Origin of the sequence: Hyphomicrobium sp. (assembly GCF_041674905.1) — a bacterium.
Lineage (GTDB): Bacteria > Pseudomonadota > Alphaproteobacteria > Rhizobiales > Hyphomicrobiaceae > Hyphomicrobium_B.
In genome coordinates, this window is sequence record NZ_JBAYUV010000003.1 from 123,366 (window position 1) to 145,827 (window position 22,462).

22 protein-coding genes are annotated in these 22,462 nt (G+C 60.3%); 2 read left to right on the forward strand and 20 right to left on the reverse strand.

Annotation, left to right across the window (positions count from 1 at the left end; translation table 11 throughout):
* Positions 1–30: 30 nt before the first annotated feature.
* From nuoI to WC026_RS02375, 13 genes are all read right to left on the reverse strand, one after another.
* Positions 31–519 (reverse strand): NADH-quinone oxidoreductase subunit NuoI, encoded by a 489-nt coding sequence (nuoI, locus tag WC026_RS02315; RefSeq protein WP_013215894.1) that lies wholly within the window; start codon positions 517–519, stop codon positions 31–33.
* Entirely contained in the window at positions 516–1,562 is a 1,047-nt protein-coding gene (gene nuoH, locus WC026_RS02320) for an NADH-quinone oxidoreductase subunit NuoH (RefSeq protein WP_372709220.1), read from the reverse strand. Before nuoH ends, nuoI begins: the two co-directional genes overlap by 4 nt.
* A gap of 29 nt (positions 1,563–1,591) precedes the next feature.
* A complete protein-coding gene (nuoG, locus tag WC026_RS02325; RefSeq protein WP_372709188.1) occupies positions 1,592–3,685 on the reverse strand; it encodes an NADH-quinone oxidoreductase subunit NuoG in 2,094 nt (697 codons plus the stop codon).
* Positions 3,686–3,703: 18 nt separating this feature from the next.
* A complete protein-coding gene (nuoF, locus tag WC026_RS02330) occupies positions 3,704–4,990 on the reverse strand; it encodes an NADH-quinone oxidoreductase subunit NuoF (RefSeq protein ID WP_372709189.1) in 1,287 nt (428 codons plus the stop codon).
* Positions 4,991–4,995: 5 nt separating this feature from the next.
* Complete coding sequence (gene nuoE, locus WC026_RS02335; protein ID WP_372709191.1) at positions 4,996–6,141, reverse strand: NADH-quinone oxidoreductase subunit NuoE; 1,146 nt, start codon at positions 6,139–6,141, stop codon at positions 4,996–4,998.
* A 251-nt stretch (positions 6,142–6,392) separates the two neighbouring features.
* Positions 6,393–6,875, reverse strand: coding sequence for a hypothetical protein (locus WC026_RS02340; protein ID WP_372709192.1), 483 nt, complete (start codon positions 6,873–6,875; stop codon positions 6,393–6,395).
* Between the two features lie 404 nt (positions 6,876–7,279).
* On the reverse strand, positions 7,280–8,470 hold the full coding sequence (locus tag WC026_RS02345) for an NADH-quinone oxidoreductase subunit D (protein WP_372709194.1): 1,191 nt from the start codon (positions 8,468–8,470) through the stop codon (positions 7,280–7,282).
* A gap of 2 nt (positions 8,471–8,472) precedes the next feature.
* Positions 8,473–8,922, reverse strand: a complete 450-nt coding sequence (locus tag WC026_RS02350) for a thioesterase family protein (protein WP_372709195.1) — start codon at positions 8,920–8,922, stop codon at positions 8,473–8,475.
* Between the two features lie 11 nt (positions 8,923–8,933).
* The gene (locus WC026_RS02355; protein ID WP_372709196.1) at positions 8,934–9,233 is read right to left on the reverse strand and encodes a hypothetical protein; all 300 of its coding nucleotides are present in this window, start codon (positions 9,231–9,233) and stop codon (positions 8,934–8,936) included.
* A gap of 58 nt (positions 9,234–9,291) precedes the next feature.
* On the reverse strand, positions 9,292–9,891 hold the full coding sequence (locus WC026_RS02360; protein ID WP_372709197.1) for an NADH-quinone oxidoreductase subunit C: 600 nt from the start codon (positions 9,889–9,891) through the stop codon (positions 9,292–9,294).
* A gap of 16 nt (positions 9,892–9,907) precedes the next feature.
* Positions 9,908–10,327, reverse strand: coding sequence for a hypothetical protein (locus WC026_RS02365; protein ID WP_372709198.1), 420 nt, complete (start codon positions 10,325–10,327; stop codon positions 9,908–9,910).
* A 21-nt stretch (positions 10,328–10,348) separates the two neighbouring features.
* Positions 10,349–10,945 (reverse strand): NADH-quinone oxidoreductase subunit B family protein, encoded by a 597-nt coding sequence (locus WC026_RS02370; protein ID WP_372709199.1) that lies wholly within the window; start codon positions 10,943–10,945, stop codon positions 10,349–10,351.
* On the reverse strand, positions 10,936–11,301 hold the full coding sequence (locus tag WC026_RS02375) for an NADH-quinone oxidoreductase subunit A (RefSeq protein WP_372709200.1): 366 nt from the start codon (positions 11,299–11,301) through the stop codon (positions 10,936–10,938). Before WC026_RS02375 ends, WC026_RS02370 begins: the two co-directional genes overlap by 10 nt.
* 470 nt (positions 11,302–11,771) lie before the next feature.
* Here WC026_RS02375 and WC026_RS02380 point away from each other — a divergent pair, with 470 nt between their 5' ends.
* Positions 11,772–13,415 carry a Na+/H+ antiporter gene (locus WC026_RS02380; RefSeq protein ID WP_372709201.1) on the forward strand — a complete coding sequence of 548 codons (1,644 nt, stop codon included), beginning with the start codon at positions 11,772–11,774 and terminating at the stop codon, positions 13,413–13,415.
* Positions 13,416–13,478: 63 nt separating this feature from the next.
* On the opposite strand, the gene WC026_RS02385 is transcribed toward WC026_RS02380, so the two are convergent.
* From WC026_RS02385 to WC026_RS02405, 5 genes are all read right to left on the reverse strand, one after another.
* Positions 13,479–13,733 carry a hypothetical protein gene (locus WC026_RS02385; RefSeq protein WP_372709202.1) on the reverse strand — a complete coding sequence of 85 codons (255 nt, stop codon included), beginning with the start codon at positions 13,731–13,733 and terminating at the stop codon, positions 13,479–13,481.
* A gap of 360 nt (positions 13,734–14,093) precedes the next feature.
* Positions 14,094–14,354, reverse strand: a complete 261-nt coding sequence (locus WC026_RS02390) for a hypothetical protein (RefSeq protein WP_372709203.1) — start codon at positions 14,352–14,354, stop codon at positions 14,094–14,096.
* A gap of 182 nt (positions 14,355–14,536) precedes the next feature.
* Complete coding sequence (locus tag WC026_RS02395) at positions 14,537–14,902, reverse strand: hypothetical protein (RefSeq protein ID WP_372709204.1); 366 nt, start codon at positions 14,900–14,902, stop codon at positions 14,537–14,539.
* 169 nt (positions 14,903–15,071) lie between these two features.
* Positions 15,072–16,388, reverse strand: a complete 1,317-nt coding sequence (locus WC026_RS02400; RefSeq protein WP_372709205.1) for a TonB-dependent receptor domain-containing protein — start codon at positions 16,386–16,388, stop codon at positions 15,072–15,074.
* Positions 16,370–17,602: a TonB-dependent receptor plug domain-containing protein gene (locus WC026_RS02405; protein WP_372709206.1), complete on the reverse strand. Its 1,233-nt coding sequence runs from the start codon at positions 17,600–17,602 to the stop codon at positions 16,370–16,372. The genes WC026_RS02400 and WC026_RS02405 overlap by 19 nt, the downstream gene beginning before the upstream one ends.
* Before the next feature lie 345 nt (positions 17,603–17,947).
* Between WC026_RS02405 and WC026_RS02410 the strand changes: the two genes are divergently transcribed.
* Complete coding sequence (locus WC026_RS02410; protein ID WP_372709207.1) at positions 17,948–20,140, forward strand: CHASE2 domain-containing protein; 2,193 nt, start codon at positions 17,948–17,950, stop codon at positions 20,138–20,140.
* 43 nt (positions 20,141–20,183) lie between these two features.
* Here the strand turns inward: WC026_RS02410 and WC026_RS02415 are convergent, their stop codons facing one another.
* Together WC026_RS02415 and WC026_RS02420 are read right to left on the reverse strand one after the other, a co-directional pair.
* Positions 20,184–21,191, reverse strand: coding sequence for a FecR domain-containing protein (locus WC026_RS02415; protein ID WP_372709208.1), 1,008 nt, complete (start codon positions 21,189–21,191; stop codon positions 20,184–20,186).
* Positions 21,192–21,419: 228 nt separating this feature from the next.
* Entirely contained in the window at positions 21,420–22,373 is a 954-nt protein-coding gene (locus tag WC026_RS02420) for an MBL fold metallo-hydrolase (protein ID WP_372709209.1), read from the reverse strand.
* Positions 22,374–22,462: the final 89 nt, after the last annotated feature.

The window sequence follows — 22,462 nt, forward strand, 5'->3', positions numbered from 1 at the left end:
TTCTTCCTGTTATCCCGTGGGATGAGCGATTTAGCGATACTTCGCGTCGAGCGCGATGTTCTTCGCGATCTCACGTTCCCAGCGGTCGCCGTTCGAAAGCAACCGCTCCTTATCGTAGAAAAGCTCTTCGCGCGTTTCCGTCGCAAACTCGAAATTCGGACCCTCGACAATGGCGTCCACGGGGCACGCTTCCTGGCAGAGCCCGCAATAGATGCACTTCGTCATGTCGATGTCGTAACGCGTCGTCCGGCGCGTGCCATCGTTGCGGCGGGGGCCGGCCTCGATGGTGATCGCCTGCGCCGGGCAGATCGCCTCGCAGAGCTTGCAGGCAATGCAGCGCTCTTCGCCATTCGGATAGCGACGAAGCGCGTGCTCGCCACGGAAGCGCGGCGACAGCGGCCCTTTTTCGTAAGGGTAGTTCAGCGTTTTCTTCGGCGCGAAGAAATAGCGAAGCGTCAGCACGAACGCCACGACGATTTCCGTCAGGAATAGCGACTTTGCAGCGCGAGCGACGCTCATGACAGAAAACCTCCAAATCTGAGCACTGCGGCCGTCACAACGACCATGAACAGTGACAGCGGCAGAAACACCTTCCAGCCGAGCCGCATCAACTGATCGTAGCGATAACGCGGCAGCAGCGCCTTCATCATCGCGAACATGAAGAAGACGAAGACGACTTTGGCCAGGAACCAGAAAAAGCCCGGGATGGCGTTCAACGGCCAGACGTCGAGCGGGGGCAGCCAGCCGCCGAGGAACAGGATCGTCGTCAACGCGCACATCGTGACGATCGCGACGTACTCGCCGAGCATGTAGAGCAGATATGGCGTCGACGAATATTCGACCATGAATCCGGCGACGAGTTCAGATTCCGCTTCAACCAGATCGAACGGCGTGCGGTTGGTCTCGGCCAGTGCCGATATGAAGAACACGACGAACATCGGGAACAGCGGCAGCCAGTACCAATCGAGGAACGAATTCGTCAGGCCCGCCCGCGTCCCGAGCCCGGCCCTCTGCGCATTGACGATGTCGGTCATGTTGAGCGAGCCGACGCACAGCAGCACGCAAATGATGACGAAGCCGATCGAGACTTCATAGGACACCATCTGCGCCGCAGAGCGGAGACTGCCCATGAATGGATATTTCGAGTTCGACGCCCAGCCGCCCATGATGACGCCGTAAACGCCGAGAGAGGAAATCGCGAGCAGGTAGAGGATTCCGACGTTCATGTCGGAGATGACCCATTTGCCCCAGATGTTCTGGTCGAGCGGGATGACGGCCCAGGCCGAGAGCGCAAACATCGCGGTCGCGAGCGGGGCAAGCAGGAAGACGGCCTTGTCGGCGCCTGCCGGGATCACCGGCTCCTTGAAGACGAACTTCAAAAGGTCGGCGAACGACTGAAACAAGCCGAATGGCCCAACGACGTTCGGGCCACGGCGCATCTGAACGGCGGCCCAGACCTTGCGGTCGAACAGCAGCAGAAACGCAATGATGACCAGGAGCCCGACCAGCACCGCCAGCGATCCAACGATGAGGATCAGCAGGTTCCAGCCGTAATCGGTCATGAATGTTTGCAGGGTCTCGAGCATCGTTCCTATTCCGCCGCGCTGAGCCTCTGGTCGCGGGCGCTTCGAAGCGCACTCATTCCGGCCATGACAGCCGAAGCTCGCGCGACCGCGTTGGTGAGATAGAAGTCTTCAATCGCCGATACGAAGGCCGTCGCCGTCGCCTGCCCGGAAAGCTTTGCGAGCGTTTCAAGGCCCGATACCGCGCGAGTTTCGACCGTATCGATCTCGGCAAGCTGCGGTGCCGTCTTGTACATGGCGGCACGCAGGTCTTTCAATGTGTCGTAAGGCAGTGTTTTGCCAGCGCGAGCCGAAAGAGCGCGCAGGATGGTCCAGTCTTCCTTGGCGCTGCCGGGCGAGAACGCGGCTTTGACCGTCTGCTGGACGCGGCCTTCCGTATTGACGTACGTCGCGCCGTTCTCCGTGTAGGCGGCGCCCGGAAAAATGACGTCGGCTCGTTCCGCGCCACGATCGCCGTGGCTGCCCTGATAGACGACGAAGGCCGAGCCGAGCTTGGAAAGATCGCATTCGTCGGCGCCCAAGAGATAGACGAAGTCCATGCCCCCGCCGAGGATGCCGGCGACGTCCCTGCCGCCCTTGCCGGGCACAAAACCGACATCAAGCCCGGCGACGCGGCCTGCCGCCGTGTGAAGCACGTTAAAGCCGTTCCACGCCGCGTCCTTGCCAGCCGACATCGCAATGGCGACGCGCGCGGCAAGTGAGAGCACCGCGAGGCCATCGGCACGCGCGAAAGCGCCCTGCCCGACAATCACCATCGGCCGCTGGGCCGATTTCAGAACGTCGGCAAAGGCGTGCTTGCCGCTTGCGACTTCGGCCAGCGTCTCAGGTCCGGCGCCGAGATACTCATAGGGATATGTGAGATCGGCCTTGGCACCGATGAGCGCGATCTTGGTCGACGCGGTCCGCCAGCGCTTGCGGATGCGCGCATTGAGCACCGGCGCTTCAAGGCGTGGATTGGAGCCGACGATGAGGATCGCGTCTGCCTGCTCGATGCCTTCGATCGATGAATTGAACACGTAGCTGGCGCGGCCGAGCTTCGGATCGAGCTTGTCACCGGCCTGGCGGCAATCGATCGAGGTCGCGTCGAAGCGCGTCAGCAGATCCTTCAGCGCGAACATTTCCTCGGCCGCCGCGAGATCGCCCGCGATCGCACCGATCTTGTCGGGCGAAGCCGCCTTGAGCTTATCGGCGACGAGGCCCAGGGCTTCATCCCAGCTCGCTGGCTGAAGGCGCCCGCCCTTGCGAATGTAAGGCTGATCGAGGCGCTGGATTTTCAAACCATCGGCGACGTGACGCGTCTTGTCCGAAATCCATTCTTCATTCACGGCGTCGTTGTTGCGCGGCAGGATGCGCATGACGGCGCCACCGCGCGTATCGACACGAATTGCAGAGCCGAGCGCATCCATCGCATCGATCGTCTCGGTCGATTCCATTTCCCACGGACGCGCGGAAAATGCCCACGGCCTGTGCGTGAGTGCTCCCACGGGGCAGAGATCGACGGCGTTGGCGCTCATTTCCGACATGATGCCGTGTTCGAGATACGTCGTGATTTCGGCGTCCTCGCCGCGCCCAATGAGGCCGAGTTCCTCGACGCCCGCGACTTCCGTCATGTAGCGAACGCAGCGCGTGCAGTGGATGCAGCGCGTCATCATCGTCTTGATCAGCGGCCCGATATGCTTTTCTTCGACCGCGCGCTTGTTCTCATGGTAGCGCGAGCCGCCCATGCCGAACGCCATCGCCTGATCCTGCAGATCGCACTCGCCGCCCTGATCGCAGATCGGGCAGTCGAGCGGATGATTGATGAGCAGGAATTCCATCACGCCTTCGCGGGCTTTCTTGACCAGCGGCGAGGTCGTGCTGATGATCTTCGGAGAGCCGTCCTTGTTCGGCGGCAGATCGTTGACCAGCATCGCGCAGGAGGCGATCGGTTTTGGCGAGCCCTGCACCTCGACGAGGCACATGCGGCAGTTGCCGGCGATCGACAGGCGTTCGTGATAGCAGAAACGCGGAACGACAGCGCCGGCGACTTCGCAGGCGTGCATCAGCGTCGTGCCGTCTTCGACCTCGATTGCCTTGCCGTCGACTATCAGTTGCTTTGGCATTGCTCGTTGTCCGCCGCCCTACTCCGCCGCCACGCGCGCATGCTTCGCCTGATACTGGTCGATGCGCTCTTCGATGACGGGACGGAAATTCTTGATCAAACCCTGCACCGGCCAAGCTGCTGCATCGCCCAGTGCACAAATCGTGTGGCCTTCAATCTGCTTCGTGACGTCAAAGAGAAGATCGATTTCGCGTTTTTCCGCCTGGCCGCGTTCCATGCGTTCGAGAACGCGCCACATCCAGCCGGTGCCTTCGCGGCACGGCGTGCACTGGCCGCAGCTCTCGTGCTTATAGAAATAAGCGAGGCGCCGGATGGCTCCGATGATGTCCGTCGACTTATCCATGACGATGACCGCCGCGGTGCCGAGGCCTGAGCCGAGCTTGCCGAGCGCGTCGAAATCCATCGTGACGCTCATGGATTCCGCAGCGGTGATGCAACGCACCGACGATCCGCCCGGAATAACCGCCAGCAAATTGTCCCAGCCGCCACGAATGCCGCCGCAATGCTTGTCGATCAGTTCCTTGAGCGGAATGCCCATCTCTTCTTCGACGGTGCACGGCCGCTCGACGTGACCGGAAATCTGGAACAGCTTAGTGCCGGTGTTGTTCGGCAGGCCGAGGGCCGCAAACCAGCTCGCGCCGCGCCGCAGAATATCACCCGTGACCGCGATGCTCTCGACGTTGTTGATCGTGGTCGGCGCGCCATAGAGACCGACGTTGGCGGGAAACGGCGGCTTTAGACGCGGCTGACCCTTCTTGCCTTCGATGCTTTCGAGCATCGCGGTTTCTTCGCCACAGATGTAGGCGCCGGCGCCGTGATGGACGTAGAGATCGAAGTCCCATCCATGGACGTTGTTCTTGCCGATCAGCTTCGCCGCGTAAGCTTCGTCAACGGCACGCTGCAGCGCTTCGCGTTCGCGGATGTATTCGCCGCGCACATAGATGTAGCTGGTGTGTGCGCGCATCGCGAAGGCGGCGAGCAGTGCGCCCTCGATCAGGAGATGTGGATCATGCCTCATGATCTCGCGGTCCTTGCAGGACCCGGGCTCCGACTCGTCGGCGTTGATGACGAGATAGCTCGGGCGCTGATCCGCCTTCGGCATGAACGACCACTTGAGGCCCGTTGGGAAGCCGGCGCCGCCGCGTCCGCGCAAACCCGACTTCTTCACCTCGTCGATGATGTAGTCGTGGCCCTTGTCGATGAAAAACTTCGTGCCGTCCCAGGCGCCACGGCTTATCGCGCCCTTAAGGCGTGCGTCGTGGAAACCATAAAGATTTCGAAAGATGCGATCGCGATCATGAAGCATGCGAGCTAATCCTTCGGCCTTTCACCGGCTTTACTCTCCGGTCGCCAACCCGACGCGAGCTTTTGTGCCTGCTCGATCCATTTTTCTCGCGTCACGCGTCCCTTGAAACCATCGAGCTGGCTTTCGAACCAGGCGACGTTCCCGGGCGTCCATTTCGCGATCTGATCGAAGTGCCAGACACCGATGGCATTCAGCTTTTCGACCATCTTATCGGCAACGCCCCAGATCAGCGAGAGGTCATCGCCGTTGCCGCCGCGCGGTTCGCGAAACAGCTCCGGTTCCGTATCTCCGCGCGCCGCCGCGATCGCACGATCGCGCAGCATGTCGGCCTTGATCTTATCGAGCTCACCGGCAGACATCGCCTTGCCGCCGCCCCGCGCCTCGAGTTCCTTGACGAGTCCGGCATTCGCCATCGCGGTCAGCGCTGCGGGATGAACGGGAGGTGCGGCTGCCGCTGGCGCAGGCGAAGCTGCGGGCACCGTGTCGCTTGCGTCCGATGTTTCTTCGAAGCGCTTCCTCCAGGCGTCGACCGTCGAGCCATCGTAAAGCGATTGATCCGTGAGACTCGTCGGACCGCCCGAGGGGCACGAGGCCGTGCGGCCGGTTTGCGATCCCGGCTTCGGCGGCTTGCCCGCTGCAAAACCATTGAGCATTTCTTCAAATTGCTCTGCCGTCAAATCCTCGTACGTATCCTTGCCGATCTGGACAACCGGCGCGTTGGCGCAAACGCCGATGCACTCGACTTCCTCCCACGACAGCGTGCCGTCTTCGTTCGGCGTGTGCTGGTGCTCGTTGATGCGGTGCTGACAAACCGAGATCAGATCGCGCGATCCGCGCAGCATGCACGGCGTCGTCCCGCAGACCTGCACGTGCGCCTTCGTCCCGACCGGCGACAACTGAAACATCGTGTAGAACGTCGCGACTTCCATGCCCCGGATGTGGGCCATGCCGAGAAGATCGCAAACGGCGCGGATCGCAGGTTCGGGAAGCCATCCGCCCGATTGTTCCTGCGCGCGCCACAACAACGGAATGACGGCGGATGCCTGCTTTCCGTGAGGATATTTGGCAATCGTCTCTTGTGCCCACGCAAAATTCTCCGCCGAAAAAGCAAACTCAGCGGGTTGATCGGGATGCACTCGGCGAACAGCCATCAACGGCTCCTGAAAACCAAGGGTCGCGGCGCCGAATATAACGTGGTCAGGTCAGATGGAAGACCTTGCCCCGCCACGCGAATGCCGACTCTTGCAAATCGACATTACCCTTCGAGCGTCAACACGGTCCAGTACGCGGAAGACGACGACTAGGCAAGGATTTGCAGATGCGGCGAAAGCATGATGCGGCCGTGATAAACAGCAAGCAGGTGCGACCAATGGGTCTCGGCCTCAGAACGGTTTGATGAGGATCAAGGAACCGTATCGGAGGCCGGAGGGTTGGGCACTGCAAGCGACGAATCAGGTTTTAAAATTCCACGCCGCTCTAGTGTTTCGGACGGGCGTTCCGTCGCCCACCGGCGTTCGGCAAAACCGAGCGGCACAGCGAGCCAGCCGAGCAGCAAAAGGAACGTCGCGATCGGCGCCAGGATCAGCGAGAGCTGCGAGGCGACGCGCAGGAACCCGGTCCACAACACCGCGAACAAGAGGCCGAAAGCAATGATGACCCAGCCGCCATCGTCAGCGCCCCTCGCCGTCGCGAAGATCAGTCCGGCAAACAATCCGACAAGTCCGATCAACACAGGAATGAACGGGGCGTCGGCCTGCAGAGCTCCCATGGGCCACCCGCGCGAGCGGGCGAAAAGGCGATAGGTAGAAAGACTTAGACCCCATCCCAGCGCGACGACCGCCAACAGAAAGAGATTGTCGACGACCGGGCTTGCACTGTTGATCATACGCATCACCTTGGATTGCTTACGGCTTCCAAAACACGAGGCGTCGTTGTGCCAGGGGTTTAAGGCAGATGCTAGTCCACCTTCCGCGCCGGAGGGAAGCCGCGCTTATCCGGGCCGCCTTCCGCAAAAGGCGACCGCCAAGGCCTACGCGCGCCGCTCGCTGCCCAATGCCCAGGCAAACGTAGAGCAGCGCCGCGGATGCATCTAACGCACATGCGAGACAGTCTTGCGACGCTCGCTCCCAGAGCCTTTCCGCTTTGTCGTTGAATCGCGGATCGGCTCTAGGTCTTGGTTTGTCGTACTTCTTATCGGAAAACCGGTTCCCACTTTTCCGGAAGCACTCTAGGTCTTTGTTTTGTCGTGCTTCTTACCGGAAAACCGGTTCCCACTTTTCCGGAAGCACTCTAGCGGTCGATCTCTCCGAAAACGATATCGAGAGACCCGATGATGGCCGAGACGTCGGCCAGCATGTGGCCCCTGTTCATGAAATCCATGGCCGCGAGGTGCGGAAAGCCTGGCGCGCGGATCTTGCAGCGGTAGGGCTTATTGGAGCCATCCGCCACGAGATAGACGCCGAACTCGCCCTTCGGAGCTTCGACCGCCGCATAGACATCGCCGGCCGGCACGTGGAAGCCTTCGGTATAGAGCTTGAAGTGGTGGATCAGCGCTTCCATCGAGCGCTTCATCTCTCCGCGCGTCGGCGGCACGACTTTCTTGTTTTCGGCGGAGTGCGGCCCCTGCCCGCCCGGCGATTTCAAGAGTTCGCAGCACTGCTTCATGAGCTTGGTCGATTCCCGCATTTCCTGCATGCGGATCAAATATCTGTCGTAACAGTCGCCGTTCTTGCCGATCGGAATATCGAAATCGAGTTCGGCGTAGCATTCATAGGGCTGCGACTTGCGCAGATCCCAGGCCGCGCCGGAGCCGCGCACCATGACGCCCGAAAACCCCCAGGCGAACGCCTCATCGAGCGAAACGACGCCGATATCGACGTTGCGCTGCTTGAAGATACGGTTTTCCGTCAACAGCACGTCGATGTCGTCGACCACCTTCAGGAACGGATCGCAGAAGGCATAGATGTCGTCGATCAGCTTTTCCGGCAAATCCTGATGCACGCCACCGATGCGGAAATACTTGGCGTGCATGCGCGCGCCCGATGCGCGCTCGTAGAACACCATCAGCTTCTCGCGTTCCTCGAAGCCCCACAGCGGCGGCGTCAGCGCGCCGACGTCCATGGCCTGGGTCGTGACATTCAGGAGATGCGACAGGATTCGGCCGATTTCGGAATAGAGAACGCGGATCAGCTGCCCACGGCGCGGAACGGTGATGCCGAGAAGGCGTTCGGCCGCCAGACAGAATGCGTGCTCCTGGTTCATCGGAGCCACGTAGTCGAGACGGTCGAAATAGCCGATCGCCTGCGTGTAGGTCTTGTGCTCGATGAGCTTCTCGGTGCCACGGTGCAAGAGGCCGATATGCGGGTCGACCCGCTCGACGACTTCGCCGTCGAGTTCCAGCACGAGCCGCAACACGCCGTGCGCCGCCGGATGCTGCGGCCCGAAATTGATGTTGAAGTTGCGGATTTCCGTTTCGGCCATTTTCAACCAGTTCCCCGCGTAATTGGAGAGAGACGCGCGCGCTTCGCCTTGTCGTTGACGCGCTGCTCGAATTTCTCCCAATCGACGATCACGCGCTCATGCTCGCCCTCGCCGATCAGGTCAATGCCGTCGTGGGCTTTAACGTGGAAAAATACGCGACGCCCCGCGACTTTCGTGCACTCGGCCTCGACCGTGACCGTTTGCCCTGGAACAGTCGCCGCCACGTGTGACACATTGATATGCACGCCGAGCGAGCCTTCGCCTTGATCGAGATGCTCCTCGAGGATGTGCAGGCACGTCCATTCCATCAGCCCGACCATGAAGCCGGTCGCAAAGACGGTCGGCATGAGCTGGAACTCGCGGGCCTCGGGATAAAGATGCGGCACCGTTTTCGTCGCCGGGACGCGAAACGAAAACTCCGTGCGCGCTCCAGCCTGAAGCGAAGATTTCACCGCGTCAGTCCTCACAGTCTGTCTTTCAAATTGCGGATTGTTATATAGAGGTTTGACGCCGTCGCCGCGACCGAAAACAACCCTAGCGCAAATGACGACAGGCTTGGCGCTCCGGTGCGCCCGACCAGCGGATAAATGAACTCGCCGCCGATCGCGATGATCACGACGCCGAGCGGAACGATGATCGTCGCGTAGGGCAGAAACCGGCCCAGAAGTCCGAAAATGACACCCGCGATTGCGCGCGGCCAATCGAGAACGAATGCAGCGACCATCAGTCCGGCCGAGATGGCTACATTCGTTTCAAATTCCATTCACATGCCATGCTGCGGATGATGGGAAACGGAAGCCGAGCCGACGCCTCGGCCGCCGTCATGAACGCTGTGCTTTTTCGTCGCCTGGAATGATGTAGTTCGGACCCTCCCAGGGGCTTTCGAAATCGAAATCGCGGAATTCCTGCGTGAGCTTGACCGGCTCGTAGACGACGCGCTTCTTTTCGTCGTCGTAGCGAACCTCGACGTAACCGGTCAGCGGGAAGTCCTTGCGCAGCGGATGGCCCTGGAAGCCGTAGTCGGTCAGGAGGCGCCGGAGGTCGGGATGCCCGATGAAGCGGATGCCGTAGAGGTCGTAAGCTTCACGCTCATACCAGTTGGCGGCGGGAAAGACGTCGTTGACGCTTGGCACCGCCGTCGTCTCGTCGGTCGCGATCTTGACGCGCAGGCGCTGATTGAGACGCGGCGAAAGGAGATGATAGACGACCTCGAACCGTTGGGCGCGTTCGGGATAATCGACGCCGCAGATATCGATCAGGATCTCGAACTGGGACTGGGGGTCGTCGCGCAGCTTCGTCAGGATCTCGACGATCCGGTCGAGCGGCACGGAAACCGACGCCTCGCCGAAGGCGGTGCTCGAGGCCAGAACGTCGGCTCCGAAAAGCGTGCCGACATGAGTTACTAGGTTTGCGATATCCATCAGAGCAGCATCCGCCTCAAGGCTTTTTGTCAATTCGCGTAAGATCGGAACAACCGGCGGTCGCCTCCGCGCCGGCTTCGATGTAACAGGCCGCGATGTGGTTGTCGGCGAGAATTCGGCCTTCGGTCACGGCTTTCGCGGCCGTCGACGTCCACGCGAACGACGTATTGTCCGGGAAAACGACACCAAAGAAATCGCGGCGGCCGCCCTCGTAGACGAAATATCCGCGAAACCGCCGGTCCGTCTGCTCCGTGATATGGACGGTGCGCTCACGCGTTCTGAGGCCATAGATATCGCCGATCGAATTTGTGTGGCCCGACCATGTGCCGATCAGGCTTGGGCCGTCATCCGCCGCGAAAGACGGCTGCGGTGCGGCGGCGGCCGCAACGAAAGCGGTAAGAGTGCCGGCAGCAGCATGGATCAGGCGGCGGTTCACGGTACGGCCTTTCCGAGTTGCCTATCTCTCGATCGTTCCCGTGCGGCGGATTTTGCGTTGTAGCAGCAGAATTCCATAAACCAGCGCCTCGGCGGTCGGCGGGCAACCCGGAACATAGACATCGACCGGGACGACGCGATCGCAACCGCGCACAACGGCGTAAGAGTAATGATAGTAGCCGCCGCCGTTGGCGCAGCTTCCCATCGAGATTACGTAGCGCGGCTCCGGCATCTGGTCGTAGACCTTGCGCAGCGCCGGGGCCATTTTGTTGGTCAGCGTGCCAGCGACGATCATCACGTCGGATTGGCGCGGTGACGCGCGGGGTGCAAAGCCGAAGCGTTCGAGATCGTAGCGCGGCATCGAAGCCTGCATCATCTCAACGGCGCAGCAAGCGAGACCGAACGTCATCCACATCAGCGAACCGGTACGCGCCCAGTTGATGAGGTCGTCGACGGTCGTTACGAGAAAGCCCTTATCGGCCAGCTCGTTGGAAATTCCGGTGAAGAACGGGTCGTCGGGACGAACGAGCGGGGTAGCAGCGCCCGACACACCTTCGCGCGCCTTATCCAAAGCGCGGTCGAAGACGATGTGCCCGTCGTTCGTGCGTATCACTCCCATTCGAGCGCGCCCTTCTTCCACTCATAGATAAAGCCGACCGTCAGGACGCCGAGGAACGCCATCATCGACCAGAACCCGAACACGCCGATGTCCTTGAACGCCACGGCCCACGGAAACAGAAACGCGATTTCGAGATCGAAGACGATGAACAGGATCGAGACGAGGTAGAACCGCACGTCGAACTTCATGCGCGCATCGTCGAAGGCGTTGAAGCCGCATTCGTACGCGGACACCTTTTCGGGGTCCGGATTGCGGTACGCGACCAGAAACGGCGCCACCATCAGGGCCGCGCCAATAAACAGCGCAACGGCGATAAAGATCGCTATTGGCAGGTAGTGAGAAGTCAGATCGACCATCGCATCTCGTCCACTCAGGGCACGGAGCCTGCAAAGGCGCTCGATGCAGCCGCGCACGCCCCGGTGTTAACCCAGGTCCTATTGCGGTGCAACTCGGGAGTGCCTCAAAAAGCTGGGACTATATGTCTAGCAGATAAACCGGGGTCGACTTACCCGATGTCGTGGTGGCGTCCTCCTGCCGCAGGAATTGCAGCCTTCAGGCGAGCGCTCGGCCGGGAGGGCGATTCGGATCCGCCGCCAAGCGGCCAGCGGAGCAGCCAGCTCGGCCATCTCCAACCGCCCTGCCCGATGCCTCCAGAGGCGGCCGGCGCAGCAGCTCACACGCGCGATCATCGGCATTTTTTATAGATTGCAATAATTGTACTTATGGCAATCGAAAATGCTGTAGGCACGCTGGGCGTAAGGGGCAGTCCGCCAAACCGGACCTCGTCTTTAATCCCACTCATTCCGCGGCAGAAAGCGGCTGATCCATGACAAGCTTACACACCGTAACGCTTTGTCTTCTCCTGATCGCCCTGACCTGCGCCGCTTCTCTCCTTCAGCGCGTCATCAAAATCCCGCTGCCGTTTATGCAGATCGCCGTCGGAGCCGCCGCAGCTCTGCCGCCGCTCGGCATGACGCTACCGCTTGATCCGGATACCTTCCTGCTGCTGTTCTTGCCGCTGCTCCTGTTTGGCGACGGCTGGCGTTTGCCGCGCCGCGGGCTATCCGCGATGCCGTGGTCGGTGCTCGGCTATGCGGTCGGCCTTGTCCTGCTGACGACACTTGTCGGTGGTTACGCATTGCACTGGCTCATTCCCGAGATGCCGCTCTCGGTTGCCTTCGCGGTGGCAGCGCTAGTATCGCCGACCGATGCCGTGGCGGTCGCCGGAATAACGCGCAGCCTGACCGTTCCCACACGCATGAAGCACCTGCTCGAAAGCGAGTCGCTGCTGAATGATGCATCGGGGCTGGTTGCAATGCGCATCGCGGTCGCCGCGACGCTCAGCGGCGGCTTCTCGATATTTGCCGCGGCGGGCGATTTTCTCTGGGTCGCGGCGAGCGGCATTGCGATCGGCGTCGCGCTCGCATCGCTTTATCATTTGATCCATCGCCGCTTTTTGAAAGGCGCCGGCGACGCGACGCTGCAAACCGTGCTGACCGGATTGCTGCCGTTCGCAGCCTTCGCCGCCGCCGAAGAAGTCGATGCTTCCGGTATTCTCGCAGCCGTCGCCGCCGGCATTACCGCGAGCCGACTCAGCCTGCTCGAACACGCTCATTTCAGCGCCCGCATCATGACCGGAGCGACATGGGATGTCGTCAGCTTTTGCCTCAACGGCATCATCTTCGTCCTGCTGGGGCTGCAACTCCCCGGCATCATCGGCGCCGGACCGTCGGGCATCGATCTCATCGCAAGTCAGCAGGTATGGGCGATCAGCGATGAGATTCTCGAACTGACGGCGATATTGATCGCGCTCCGCTTCCTGTGGGTTTTCGTACCCGCGGCAGTGAACCGAATGTTTGGAGCAGGGCACGCTAACGGCAGCTGGCGCGTCGTTGCCGCATCGAGCATCGCTGGAGTCCGTGGAGCCGTCACCCTCGCCGGAGCCCTCAGCATTCCGCTCGCCATGCCGGACGGCGCACCCTTTCCTTATCGCGATTTCGCGATCACAATCGCCGTGGGCGTCATTCTCATTTCGATGCTGGTCGCCGCGGTCGGTCTGCCCCTGCTCCTGCATGGCATCGAAGATGAACATCGCGGTCACGCGGATGCAGAGATGGTGAAAGCGCGGCGCAGCGCCATCGAAGCGGCGATTTCCTCGCTCTCAGGCGAGCCAACCGCTGATGCCCGAGGAACCGTGCTCGCCGCATCCTATCGCGCGCATCTCGCTGCTCTCTCCGACGTTGAGACAAGCAAACACGACGATGCGGCCTGGCGCGACCTTCACAGAACAGCGCTGCACGCCGAGCGTGACGCCATCCAGCGTTTACGCCACGGCGACGAGATCGACGACGCCGTTGCGCGGCAATTGCTTTATGAACTCGATATATTGGAAGCGGCGGTCATGCACCGCCCATCGCGTCCGCATTTCGAATCTGAGGCGGAACTCAGAGAAAACATCGAAAAAATATAAAGAGGTGTGGCGGCTTTTCGCATCCACACCTCTTGTTGAAATCCATCGGACTTCTTGTCGAAATCAACCGGCCTTCTTGAGGCTCTTCTTCGAAACGACGTGCTTGTGAACGTGCTTGCCAGCAACGTGCTTATGCGCAGCGTGCTTGTGTGCAACGTGCTTATGCGCAGATTTGGAAGCGTGGTGCTTATGATGTGAAACGTGATGGGCATGATGCGCATGATGGGCGCCCTTGGCGTCCTTGTCGTGTGCGCTGGCAACGCCAGCTCCGAGCATCATAGCGGCGGCGGCAAGTGCGACAGTCAAAGTGGTCTTCATAATGTGGCTCCTAGAGGTGTATGGCGTCACTCGCGACGCGCGGCACTTCTAGGCGGGAATTCCTGTCAGGTTGATGAATATCTCCGCTTGCGGAACATACTGTTTCGTAAACTTCCCTAAAGCACCCGGTTGTAGCGACTTTCATCGTCGTCGGACCGCCCGTCATCGGAGGCCGTCTCCTCATAAGGCGGCGGCTTCGGAAAATGAAAGGGCGCCAGCTTGGGGGAAGCCGGCGCCCGGGACGCAGCAAGCACGGGGGTTGCTTTGTGCGTCTGCCGCTCCGAGGGAAGGAGCGGAGAGATTTTATATCAGGCTCAAAAGGTCGCAGTCGTTAATGGCGATAACGACAGACGTCCTCCCTTAGTACCAGCAGACGCGGCGCCCATGGCGCCAATAGCAATGCCGGTAGTCGTAGCCCCAGGCAGGGTAGTAACCCCAAGACGGGTAACCGCCCCAACCGTAGCCTCGATAGTGCCGGTGGCCATAATAGCCGCGACCATAGTGGCCGTGGCCATATCCATGACCGTATCCGCGACCTTGATAGGCATCGGCCGACGCCGAAAATCCGACGACCGCTAAAGCCGCAAAAGCAACTGCTGTAAGCTGTTTGATCGATGTCATAGGAAGCTCCCAGTTTTCAAACTGCGATGCTTCCAACAACGCGCGAAAGCCGAACTTCCGATGCCCTGCGCGGTTTACTTCTTCGTATGATAGATGAGTTTTTATTCAGACTATTCAGGAAGATGCCTAGAGCCTTTTCGATTTTTGTGGAATCGTGGAAAGGCTCTAGCTTCGTCTTGGACTCAGCGGCCGTCGAAATCGCCGAGGCGATTGAAACAGTCCTGCAGCTGTTCGGCACGTCCACGCTGCTCTTCCGCCAGCGCCCGGCGCGGAGCCCAGCGGCACCACTGGAAATGCGGCCTCAGATCCGCATCCCAGCGCGGACCACGATAGCCGCAACGGAATCGATTGTTCGCATCGACCTGCACCTGAGCGATGCGCGCATAAACTTCGCAGCTCGCTCTCTTGCCTTCGACTTCGCCGCGCCGGTCGTTGCCGCCGAAGCGGAATGAGAAATTGCCATCGTTGAAACGGATGGTCTGGGAGTCCGCAGCCATCGTCGAGACGAAAACAGCAGCTGCAGCCAAGCCAATAGATGCAAGACGCATTTTTATAATCCTCGGTTGCCTGTTGGTGTGCGGACTAACCAAGGAATTGTGGCTGCCTGATAACAAATCATCGTCGAATTCAAGGGTTGGCGGAACAAAAGGACGGCTCCTCGCTCGATTGCGTAGCTTGCAATCAGGCGAGGAGCTGTCCAGTCCGACGGGGAAGCGATTAGAAGCGCGCTCTCAGGTTGGCGAAGAACTGCCGACCCGGCTCCGGAAAACCTTCCGTGAGGAAGTAGTTTTCATCGAGCAGGTTGATGCCGCCGATGGTCATCGACGTCATGTCGTTGAAAGCATACTCCGCCTGGAAATTCACGAGTGCGTAGGAGCCGATATTGATGTAGTTCGGCTTGCCGGTGAAGCCGCTGCTTTTTCCGCAGTTACCGTTCCCCGAATTCTGCGTGGCGCCCACCGCTCCTCCGCCGGTACTGACCAGCGTCGACGAGCAACTGGTGACCATCGCCGTGCGATCGGTTGCAAGCTCCACACTCGGCGTCAAGGTCAGCCAATCCATTGGCTTCCAAGCCACATAGATGAAGCCCTTATGACGCGGCGTTCCTTCGATCTCTGTCACCGCGACGGCGTCCCGCGCAACCTGCGTAGCACCACTCATATCGATTGCGGCTTTCGCAAAATCGAGATGGCGTTCGAGATAGGTGTAGTTGCCGCCGATGCGCAGCGATCTCGACACATCCCAGTCGGCTGAGAATTGGAAACCGTAGTTATAGCCGTCCGCATTGAAGCCAACGATAGACGTCCTGCTGTTGGCGGCGGTGAACGCATTCTGGATGCTGTCCTCGATATCGGAATAGAAAATTGCCGACGACACGTGAACATTGCGGAAGAAGATATCGCTGAAGCCGATTTCGTAGTTCGTCGCACGCTCGGGATCGACATTCGGATCGGGCTCTTTGCTGTCGAAGCGCGTGCTGTAACGTTCGAACAGTGTTGGAAAGCGCGTCCGGCTTGAAACGTCGGCATGGACTTTGCCGGTTTCGCTGTAGCTGTAGATCGCTGCCGTCTGCCAGTTCCAGGCGTCCGCGTAGGGCTTATCCAGCAGCACCGGAGGCGCACCCGTGACGCTCGGATCGAGCGACAGCACCTTGTTGGTGTCGAAGCTTACGCCGCCGACAATGTCGAGATAGCGCGTCGCGTGGAACGTGTTCTCAAGCGCGAACGACCAGGTTTCTTCGGATTGCCGCTTTGGCGCGCCATGCTCGGTCGTTGGCGGAGGACTTGGCAGATAGTTGATGTTTCCGTCATTGTGCGCGTCGTGCCGGAAATGGATCGCGCCCTTCAGCGTATTCATCGGGATGAGATCAGTTCCCATCTCGACAAAGCCGCCGTAGTTATAGTCGTCGTAAGGGCTATCGACCCATTTGTCCGTGTACGTGGCATCCTTGTAGAAGGACGTCGTATTCTGGAACGTGTTATAATAGGCGTTGCTCTTGATGTACGAGGAGCTGCCTAATACAGTTTTCGACAACCACGACAGCGATGACGTATTCCACTCCGGCCAGCCCCAATAGCGAACGGTATTGCTCCCGTCAGGGCTGATAGGGTGTTGTTATTATAACTTCCTGGATTGAAATAGCCCTGCACGATCTGACGATCGACGTGCAGCGGCGCGCCTTTCTCGCCATTCTGATTCGTGTAATTGATGCTGTATTCGTCGGTCGCGTTCGGGGTCAGGCCGACCTTGGTGTTGATGCGCCAGTCGCGAAAATCGGAATGATCGCGATTGCCGCCGTTCTCGTAGTCGAAGCCTTGCGCCACACCTTGTGTATATCCTAGCGTCGATGAATTCGCGGGCGTGAAGTCGCGGGACAGGTTGAAGTGATCCTGGCTGACGATGTTGCCGCTCAACTGCGCATACCAGCCCCGTTGCCGGGTTCCCGCGTAGGCGTAGCTGCTCCAGGAATTCAGATCGCTGATATTGCCGTTGACCATCAGTCCGGCGCGGCCTTCGAGTTCGACCTCTTTCGTCGGCTTGCGGCTGACGAGGTTGATCGCGCCACCTTCCGCTCCCGGGCCGTTCAAGACTGAAACGTATCCTTTCGCGACTTGCACTTCGGCAAGGTCGTCGGTCAGGAAGCGGTTCATGTCGATGCGGTTGTCGGCGGGAAGATAGACACGCACGCCGTCGATCGAGAGAGGCACCTGAAAGCGGTTGAACCCACGCACAAAGATATCGCCTTCATTGCGCGAGCCGCTGGAATTGATGGATGGCGCGCCCGTGCGTGCCCAGGTGACGCCGGGCAGAAGGTTGAGCGCCTCGCCGAGCGATTTCCTGTTGAAGCTCCACATGGCTTCGTTGGTGATCGTCGAACCACCGATCATGTCCAACTGGCCGAGCGTGAATATGCCGGTGGCGATCGCCGGTCCGCCGCCGCCAATGCCTTCGTTGCCGGTCGCCGCGACATCGGCGGCGCTGAAGCCGACATCTCCGCCATCCTCGTCAGAGGTCGTCTGCTGCGCGCTTCCCGTTGCCTTGGCTTTATTTATCGAGGACTTGCGGTTCCTCACCATGCGGCGGGCGAGCGGCTCGTTGGGAGAACTGACGACCACAGGCGGCAGAACCGCTGCCTCTTCCGCGGTGACGTCGCCGCCAGGCGTTAGCGGCTGCTGCGCGCTCGCCTCATGCGTATGCAAACAAACGGCGCATGCGGCCGCCGTAGCGGCCACAACCAATTTAGCCATAGAATCCCCCAATCCCCTAGCCGGCCTTCGCGGGCCTTATCTCCTTTCGATATATTTACATGACTATATCGTGAGACAACCCGCCTAATTAATTTGCACGCGACGTGTTGCCAAATGAGCGCAAGCCCTGATGCGAACGTCAGCGCTTTGCGCAAACCCCTTTGAATGTTGCCCGGCCTTTGGGTGTCGATCAGGAAAAGCGCAGAGATATCCGCGATTATCCCGTCGGTTAGTGCACCGAATCGGGCTTCAACGTTTCGCTATAAATTCTGGCCTTCCGCGTGCGACTATTCTGCCGCGATCCCGGAAGAACCGATCGCAAGTCACAGCATCAGGGCTTCGCTCATGCAGGCATCCCGTTATCCGGCGCTTTTTCGCATACCGCTGCATGCGCTTATCTCGATCGCGCTTCTGGCGACGGGTGTTGCCCTGCGCATCGCCGACCCGCAGCCGGTATCGCGATTGCGGCTGTCGGTTTTCGATTCCTATCTTCGCGCCGCGCCGCGCGCCGTGGATCCGTCATATCCGGTGCGCATCGTTGCCATCGACGAAGCCTCGCTGGCGCGTGCCGGCCAATGGCCCTGGCCGCGATCGATGCTGGCGGAACTGACGTCGCGCCTGCAGCAAGCCGGCGCCAAATCGATCACATTCGACCTCGTGCTGGCGGAGCCGGACCGGCTTTCTCCCGACGCGCTTTTGCGATCCTTGGACGGCCAGTCTGTCAACGCCGCCATCGTATCGGAGATCTCCCGCCTGCCCTCGAACGACGAACGCTTCGCGAAAGCCATCGCATCCGCGCCAGTCGTGCTCGGCGTCGCGGGCGAAGCCTACTCCGGTCGCGGCATCGCGCCTTATCGCGGCGGCATTTCGTTCGCGGGCGATGACCCGCGGATGTTCGTCCACGCCTATTCCGGCGGTGTCGAAAGCTTGCCGATACTTTCGCAAGCGGCGCGCGGCATCGGAGCCGTCAACTGGGTGCCGTCCGAAGATCAGATCGTCCGGCGCATTCCGTTGCTCGTCGCGATCGGCGGCAAGCTCTACCCCTCGCAAGCGCTCGAAGCGCTTCGTGTCGGCACCGGGCAGTCAACGATCTTCGTCAAATCGTCCGGCGGCAGCGGCGTCGAAGCCTTCGGTAGCCAAACCGGTATCGAGCATGTCCGCGTCGGCCAGACGGTTCTGCCAACGACGGAGCGCGGCGAGCTATGGCTCAAATTTTCGCCTTCCGACCCGCATCGCACGATATCCGCCGGCAGCATTCTCGATGGCAGCTTCAATCCCGCCGACATCCAGGCGCGCCATATCTTCATCGGCGCGACGGCGACGGGGCTGCTCGATCTCCGAGCGACGCCGCTGGCGGCTTCCATACCGGGCGTCGAAATTGAAGCGCAGGCGCTGGAGCAGATGCTCTCCAGCGAACATCTGATACGGCCGGCCTACGCCACCGGCCTCGAAATCGCATTCATCGTGCTCTTCGGCGCGCTGGTCGCCTGGATGATCGCGCGCAGCGGAGCCCTGATCGCGGCCATCGTCGGCGGCATGGCGATCGCCGGCATCGTCGCGCTGTCCTGGCTTGCCTACTCTCGCGCGGGTCTGCTGTTCGATCCGGTGTATCCAGGATTGGCGATCGCGCTGCTCTATCTCGGTACGTCGCTGACGAGCTACGTTCAGTCGGAAATCGAACGCGCCGAAATCCGCTCGGCATTCGGCCATTACGTGTCGCCCTCCGTGGTCTCCGAAATCGCCAAGCATCCCGACAGGCTGAAGCTCGGCGGCGACGAGCGCGACGTCACCCTGCTTTTCGCCGACGTTCGCGGCTTTTCGAAACTGTCGGAAGGACTGCAGCCGGACGAACTGGTTCGCTTCGTCAACCGCCTGTTCACCCCGCTCGCCGACACCATTCTCGATCATCGCGGCACGATCGATAAGTTCATGGGCGATGCTGTGATGGCATTCTGGAATGCTCCATTGCGAGATGACGAACACGCAAAAAACGCATGCCGGGCGGCGCTTGTGATGCTCGCCGACGTCGCGCGCTTCAACGCCAAGCAATCAGAAGAAAGTGGCCTTCGCGGCGAAACCTTCGTGCCGGTGCGGCTCGGCATCGGGCTTAATACGGGCGCGTGCGTCGTCGGCAACGTCGGCTCGCCCCAGCGTTTCGATTATTCCGTGCTTGGGGATGCCGTGAACGTCGCTGCACGGTTTGAGGAAGCGACGAAGACGTTCGGCGCGGATATCGTCGTCGGCGAACGAACGGCCGCAGATGTACCAAGCTTCGCATTCCTGGAGCTTGGCACCGTGATGCCGCGCGGCAAGGATCGTCCGGAACGTATCTTCGCGCTTATCGGCGATGAGACTTTCGTGGCGTCCGGCGAATTCGCCGAACTGAAGACGGCGCACGCAGCATACCTCGCCGCGACGAGCGCCGGAGGTGAGCGGACGGCGGCACTGGAAAAATGCCGCCAGCTCTGCCCGCCGTCGATTGCGGGCTACTACCGGGACGATTTGGGCCGGGCGCGCACTGCCGCGACGTCGACGTGATAATCCTCGCCGAGTTGCCAAACGCTGCAGCCGTGTCGAATAGCTAGCGCCCGCCGCTCGGCCGATTGCCGCCGCCATAGCCTCCGCCGCCATAACCGCCCCGGTTTGGAATGCGGATGCCGCCGCCGCCGATGACGATGTCCATTCCCCGCGCGCCGTTGCCCCAATCGTCATCGTCGTTCTTCGGCCGGCTCGCGGTTCGCTTCGGCTTTGCCGGTTTCTGGACCACCTTGCTCTTCTTTGCGGGCGGCGCCGTCCGGCGAGGACCAGTATCGGCCTTCTTCACGCCGAAGCGCGGATGCGGATTGAGACAGGCTTTCTCCTCCGAAGGCGGAAACACGCCGTCGACGATCATCGCACGCGTCAGCATCGGATTGGGATCGATCGCGGGCGCGTTCGTCACGAATGGAAATGCCGTGTCGAAAGCGACGGCTGCGTTGTCGGGGAGCTGGGGCCAGTTCACCGGCTTCTCGACCGTGCCGTCTTCGGAAATGCGTATCAGCTGACCGGGCTGATCGAGAACGTGGCAGACGTTCCGCTTGCCTGTCGCCTCGAGCGCGCCGTCATGCAGCAACACCCACACGGAGCGATCCGGGAGAATATAGACATCAAAAATGGTGCCGCGAACGGTGATCGATGCGTTGGGCGTGTTGATAACGTACGTCGTCTTCGCCGCCGCGCCGGTGATAAACCGGAATGCGCCCTTCATCATGTTGATGATGATCGAGCCAACCTTCTTGTCGCCGTCGTAAACGAATTTATCGAGCACGAGCCGCGATCCCGGACCGAGCGCGAGTTTCGTCTCGTCGTCGAGCCTGAATTCGCCCTGCGCGTCGGTGTTGACTTCGATCGTCTCGTCCTGGCGGACATCATCCCCCTTGGCAAGCTTGCGCTGCTTTTCGGCGAAATCCGCCATGACGATATTCGTTATGACGACGGATTCACCGATCCTGTCGCCCGATGCCGCGTGCGCGACTCCGGTCATGGGCAGCAAGGCGCCGGTGACAAAAAACGAAGCAAGCAGAGGTTTCATGAACGCACAGCGGGCCATCGCACTGCCTCTGGGTGATAGGAATTCAAAAGCCTGAAAATCGGGTCCTGGAAAAAGTAGCACACTGACGGTCGTGCGGCCATTAGAACAGATTAATACAAAAGCGATTGTTCCTTGGGGAACACGCTCGCGGGCATTGAGCGCATGCTGCAGGCCGGCGCCGCATCCCTTGCGGTGCACAATGCTCGCCCTATCCGGCGACGCGGACGCTCATATTCTCGTGCGCGCTCAAAGATTCATATTCATCGAAGCCGGAAGGTAACGAAAGCCTTCGCCGCGCTTCATAAAATGACCATATCCCGGCCAAGCGAAATGATAGGCCAGGATCGGAATCCTGTTCGTCGCGAGAAAATCAAGCATCTTGAGGCGCGTCGTCACCGCCTGCTTGGGGTCCGTGTCATAGAGAAACTCCATACGCGGATTTTCAATCAGCAAAATGGAATGATGTGAAACGTCGCCCACGAAAAAGAACGACTGGCCACCGGAGTGAATGTTGAACATGGTATGGCCGAGCGTATGTCCCGGAGCCGCGACGGCCGTAATGCCAGGCAGAAATTCCTGATCGTCTTTGAAGAAGACCAGCCGGGCACGCACGGGCATGAGATTCTTACGCGCGTGGATAACAAATGCCTTCTTCCAAGGCAGGTCCATTTGCTTGTCATCAGTCCAATAGTCGAAATCAGCCTGGCTCATGTAGACTTGAGCGTTCGGATACATTGGAGCACCGCTCTCGTCGACAATCCCGCCGATATGATCGATATGGCCATGTGAAATCACGACGGCGTCGATTTCGTTACGCTTGAAACCCGCATCGGCGAGGCTTTTTGCGAGCAAGCCGCCCTTTGATCCGAACATCTTGGAGGCGCCGAGGCCGGTATCGAACAGGACGAGTCTGCCGTTGCTGTTGACGACGAACGAGTTCAACTCGATGTTCATCTCAGACGGACTCATGAAGTTTTCCGTCAAGTCTTTGCGGACTTGCTCTTTCGGCACGCCGAGAAACGAGTTTGACGGATCGCCGAGCATCTGCCAGCCGTCCGAAACAACGGTGATCTCGGCATCACCGACGTTGAAGCGGTACCAATAGGGCGCCTGCGCTTTGAGCTTTGGGGCCTTCGCGACCGCAGGTGCACCCAAGGAAGAAAGCCCGAGCCCAATGCCGGCGCTCGCCCCCGCCGCCATCAGCTTTCTTCGAGAGAGCTTTCCCAACATAGCCAATATCCTTCTGCATCTCGCAAGCGCCGAAAGGCGACGCGCGCAGACAAGGAGAT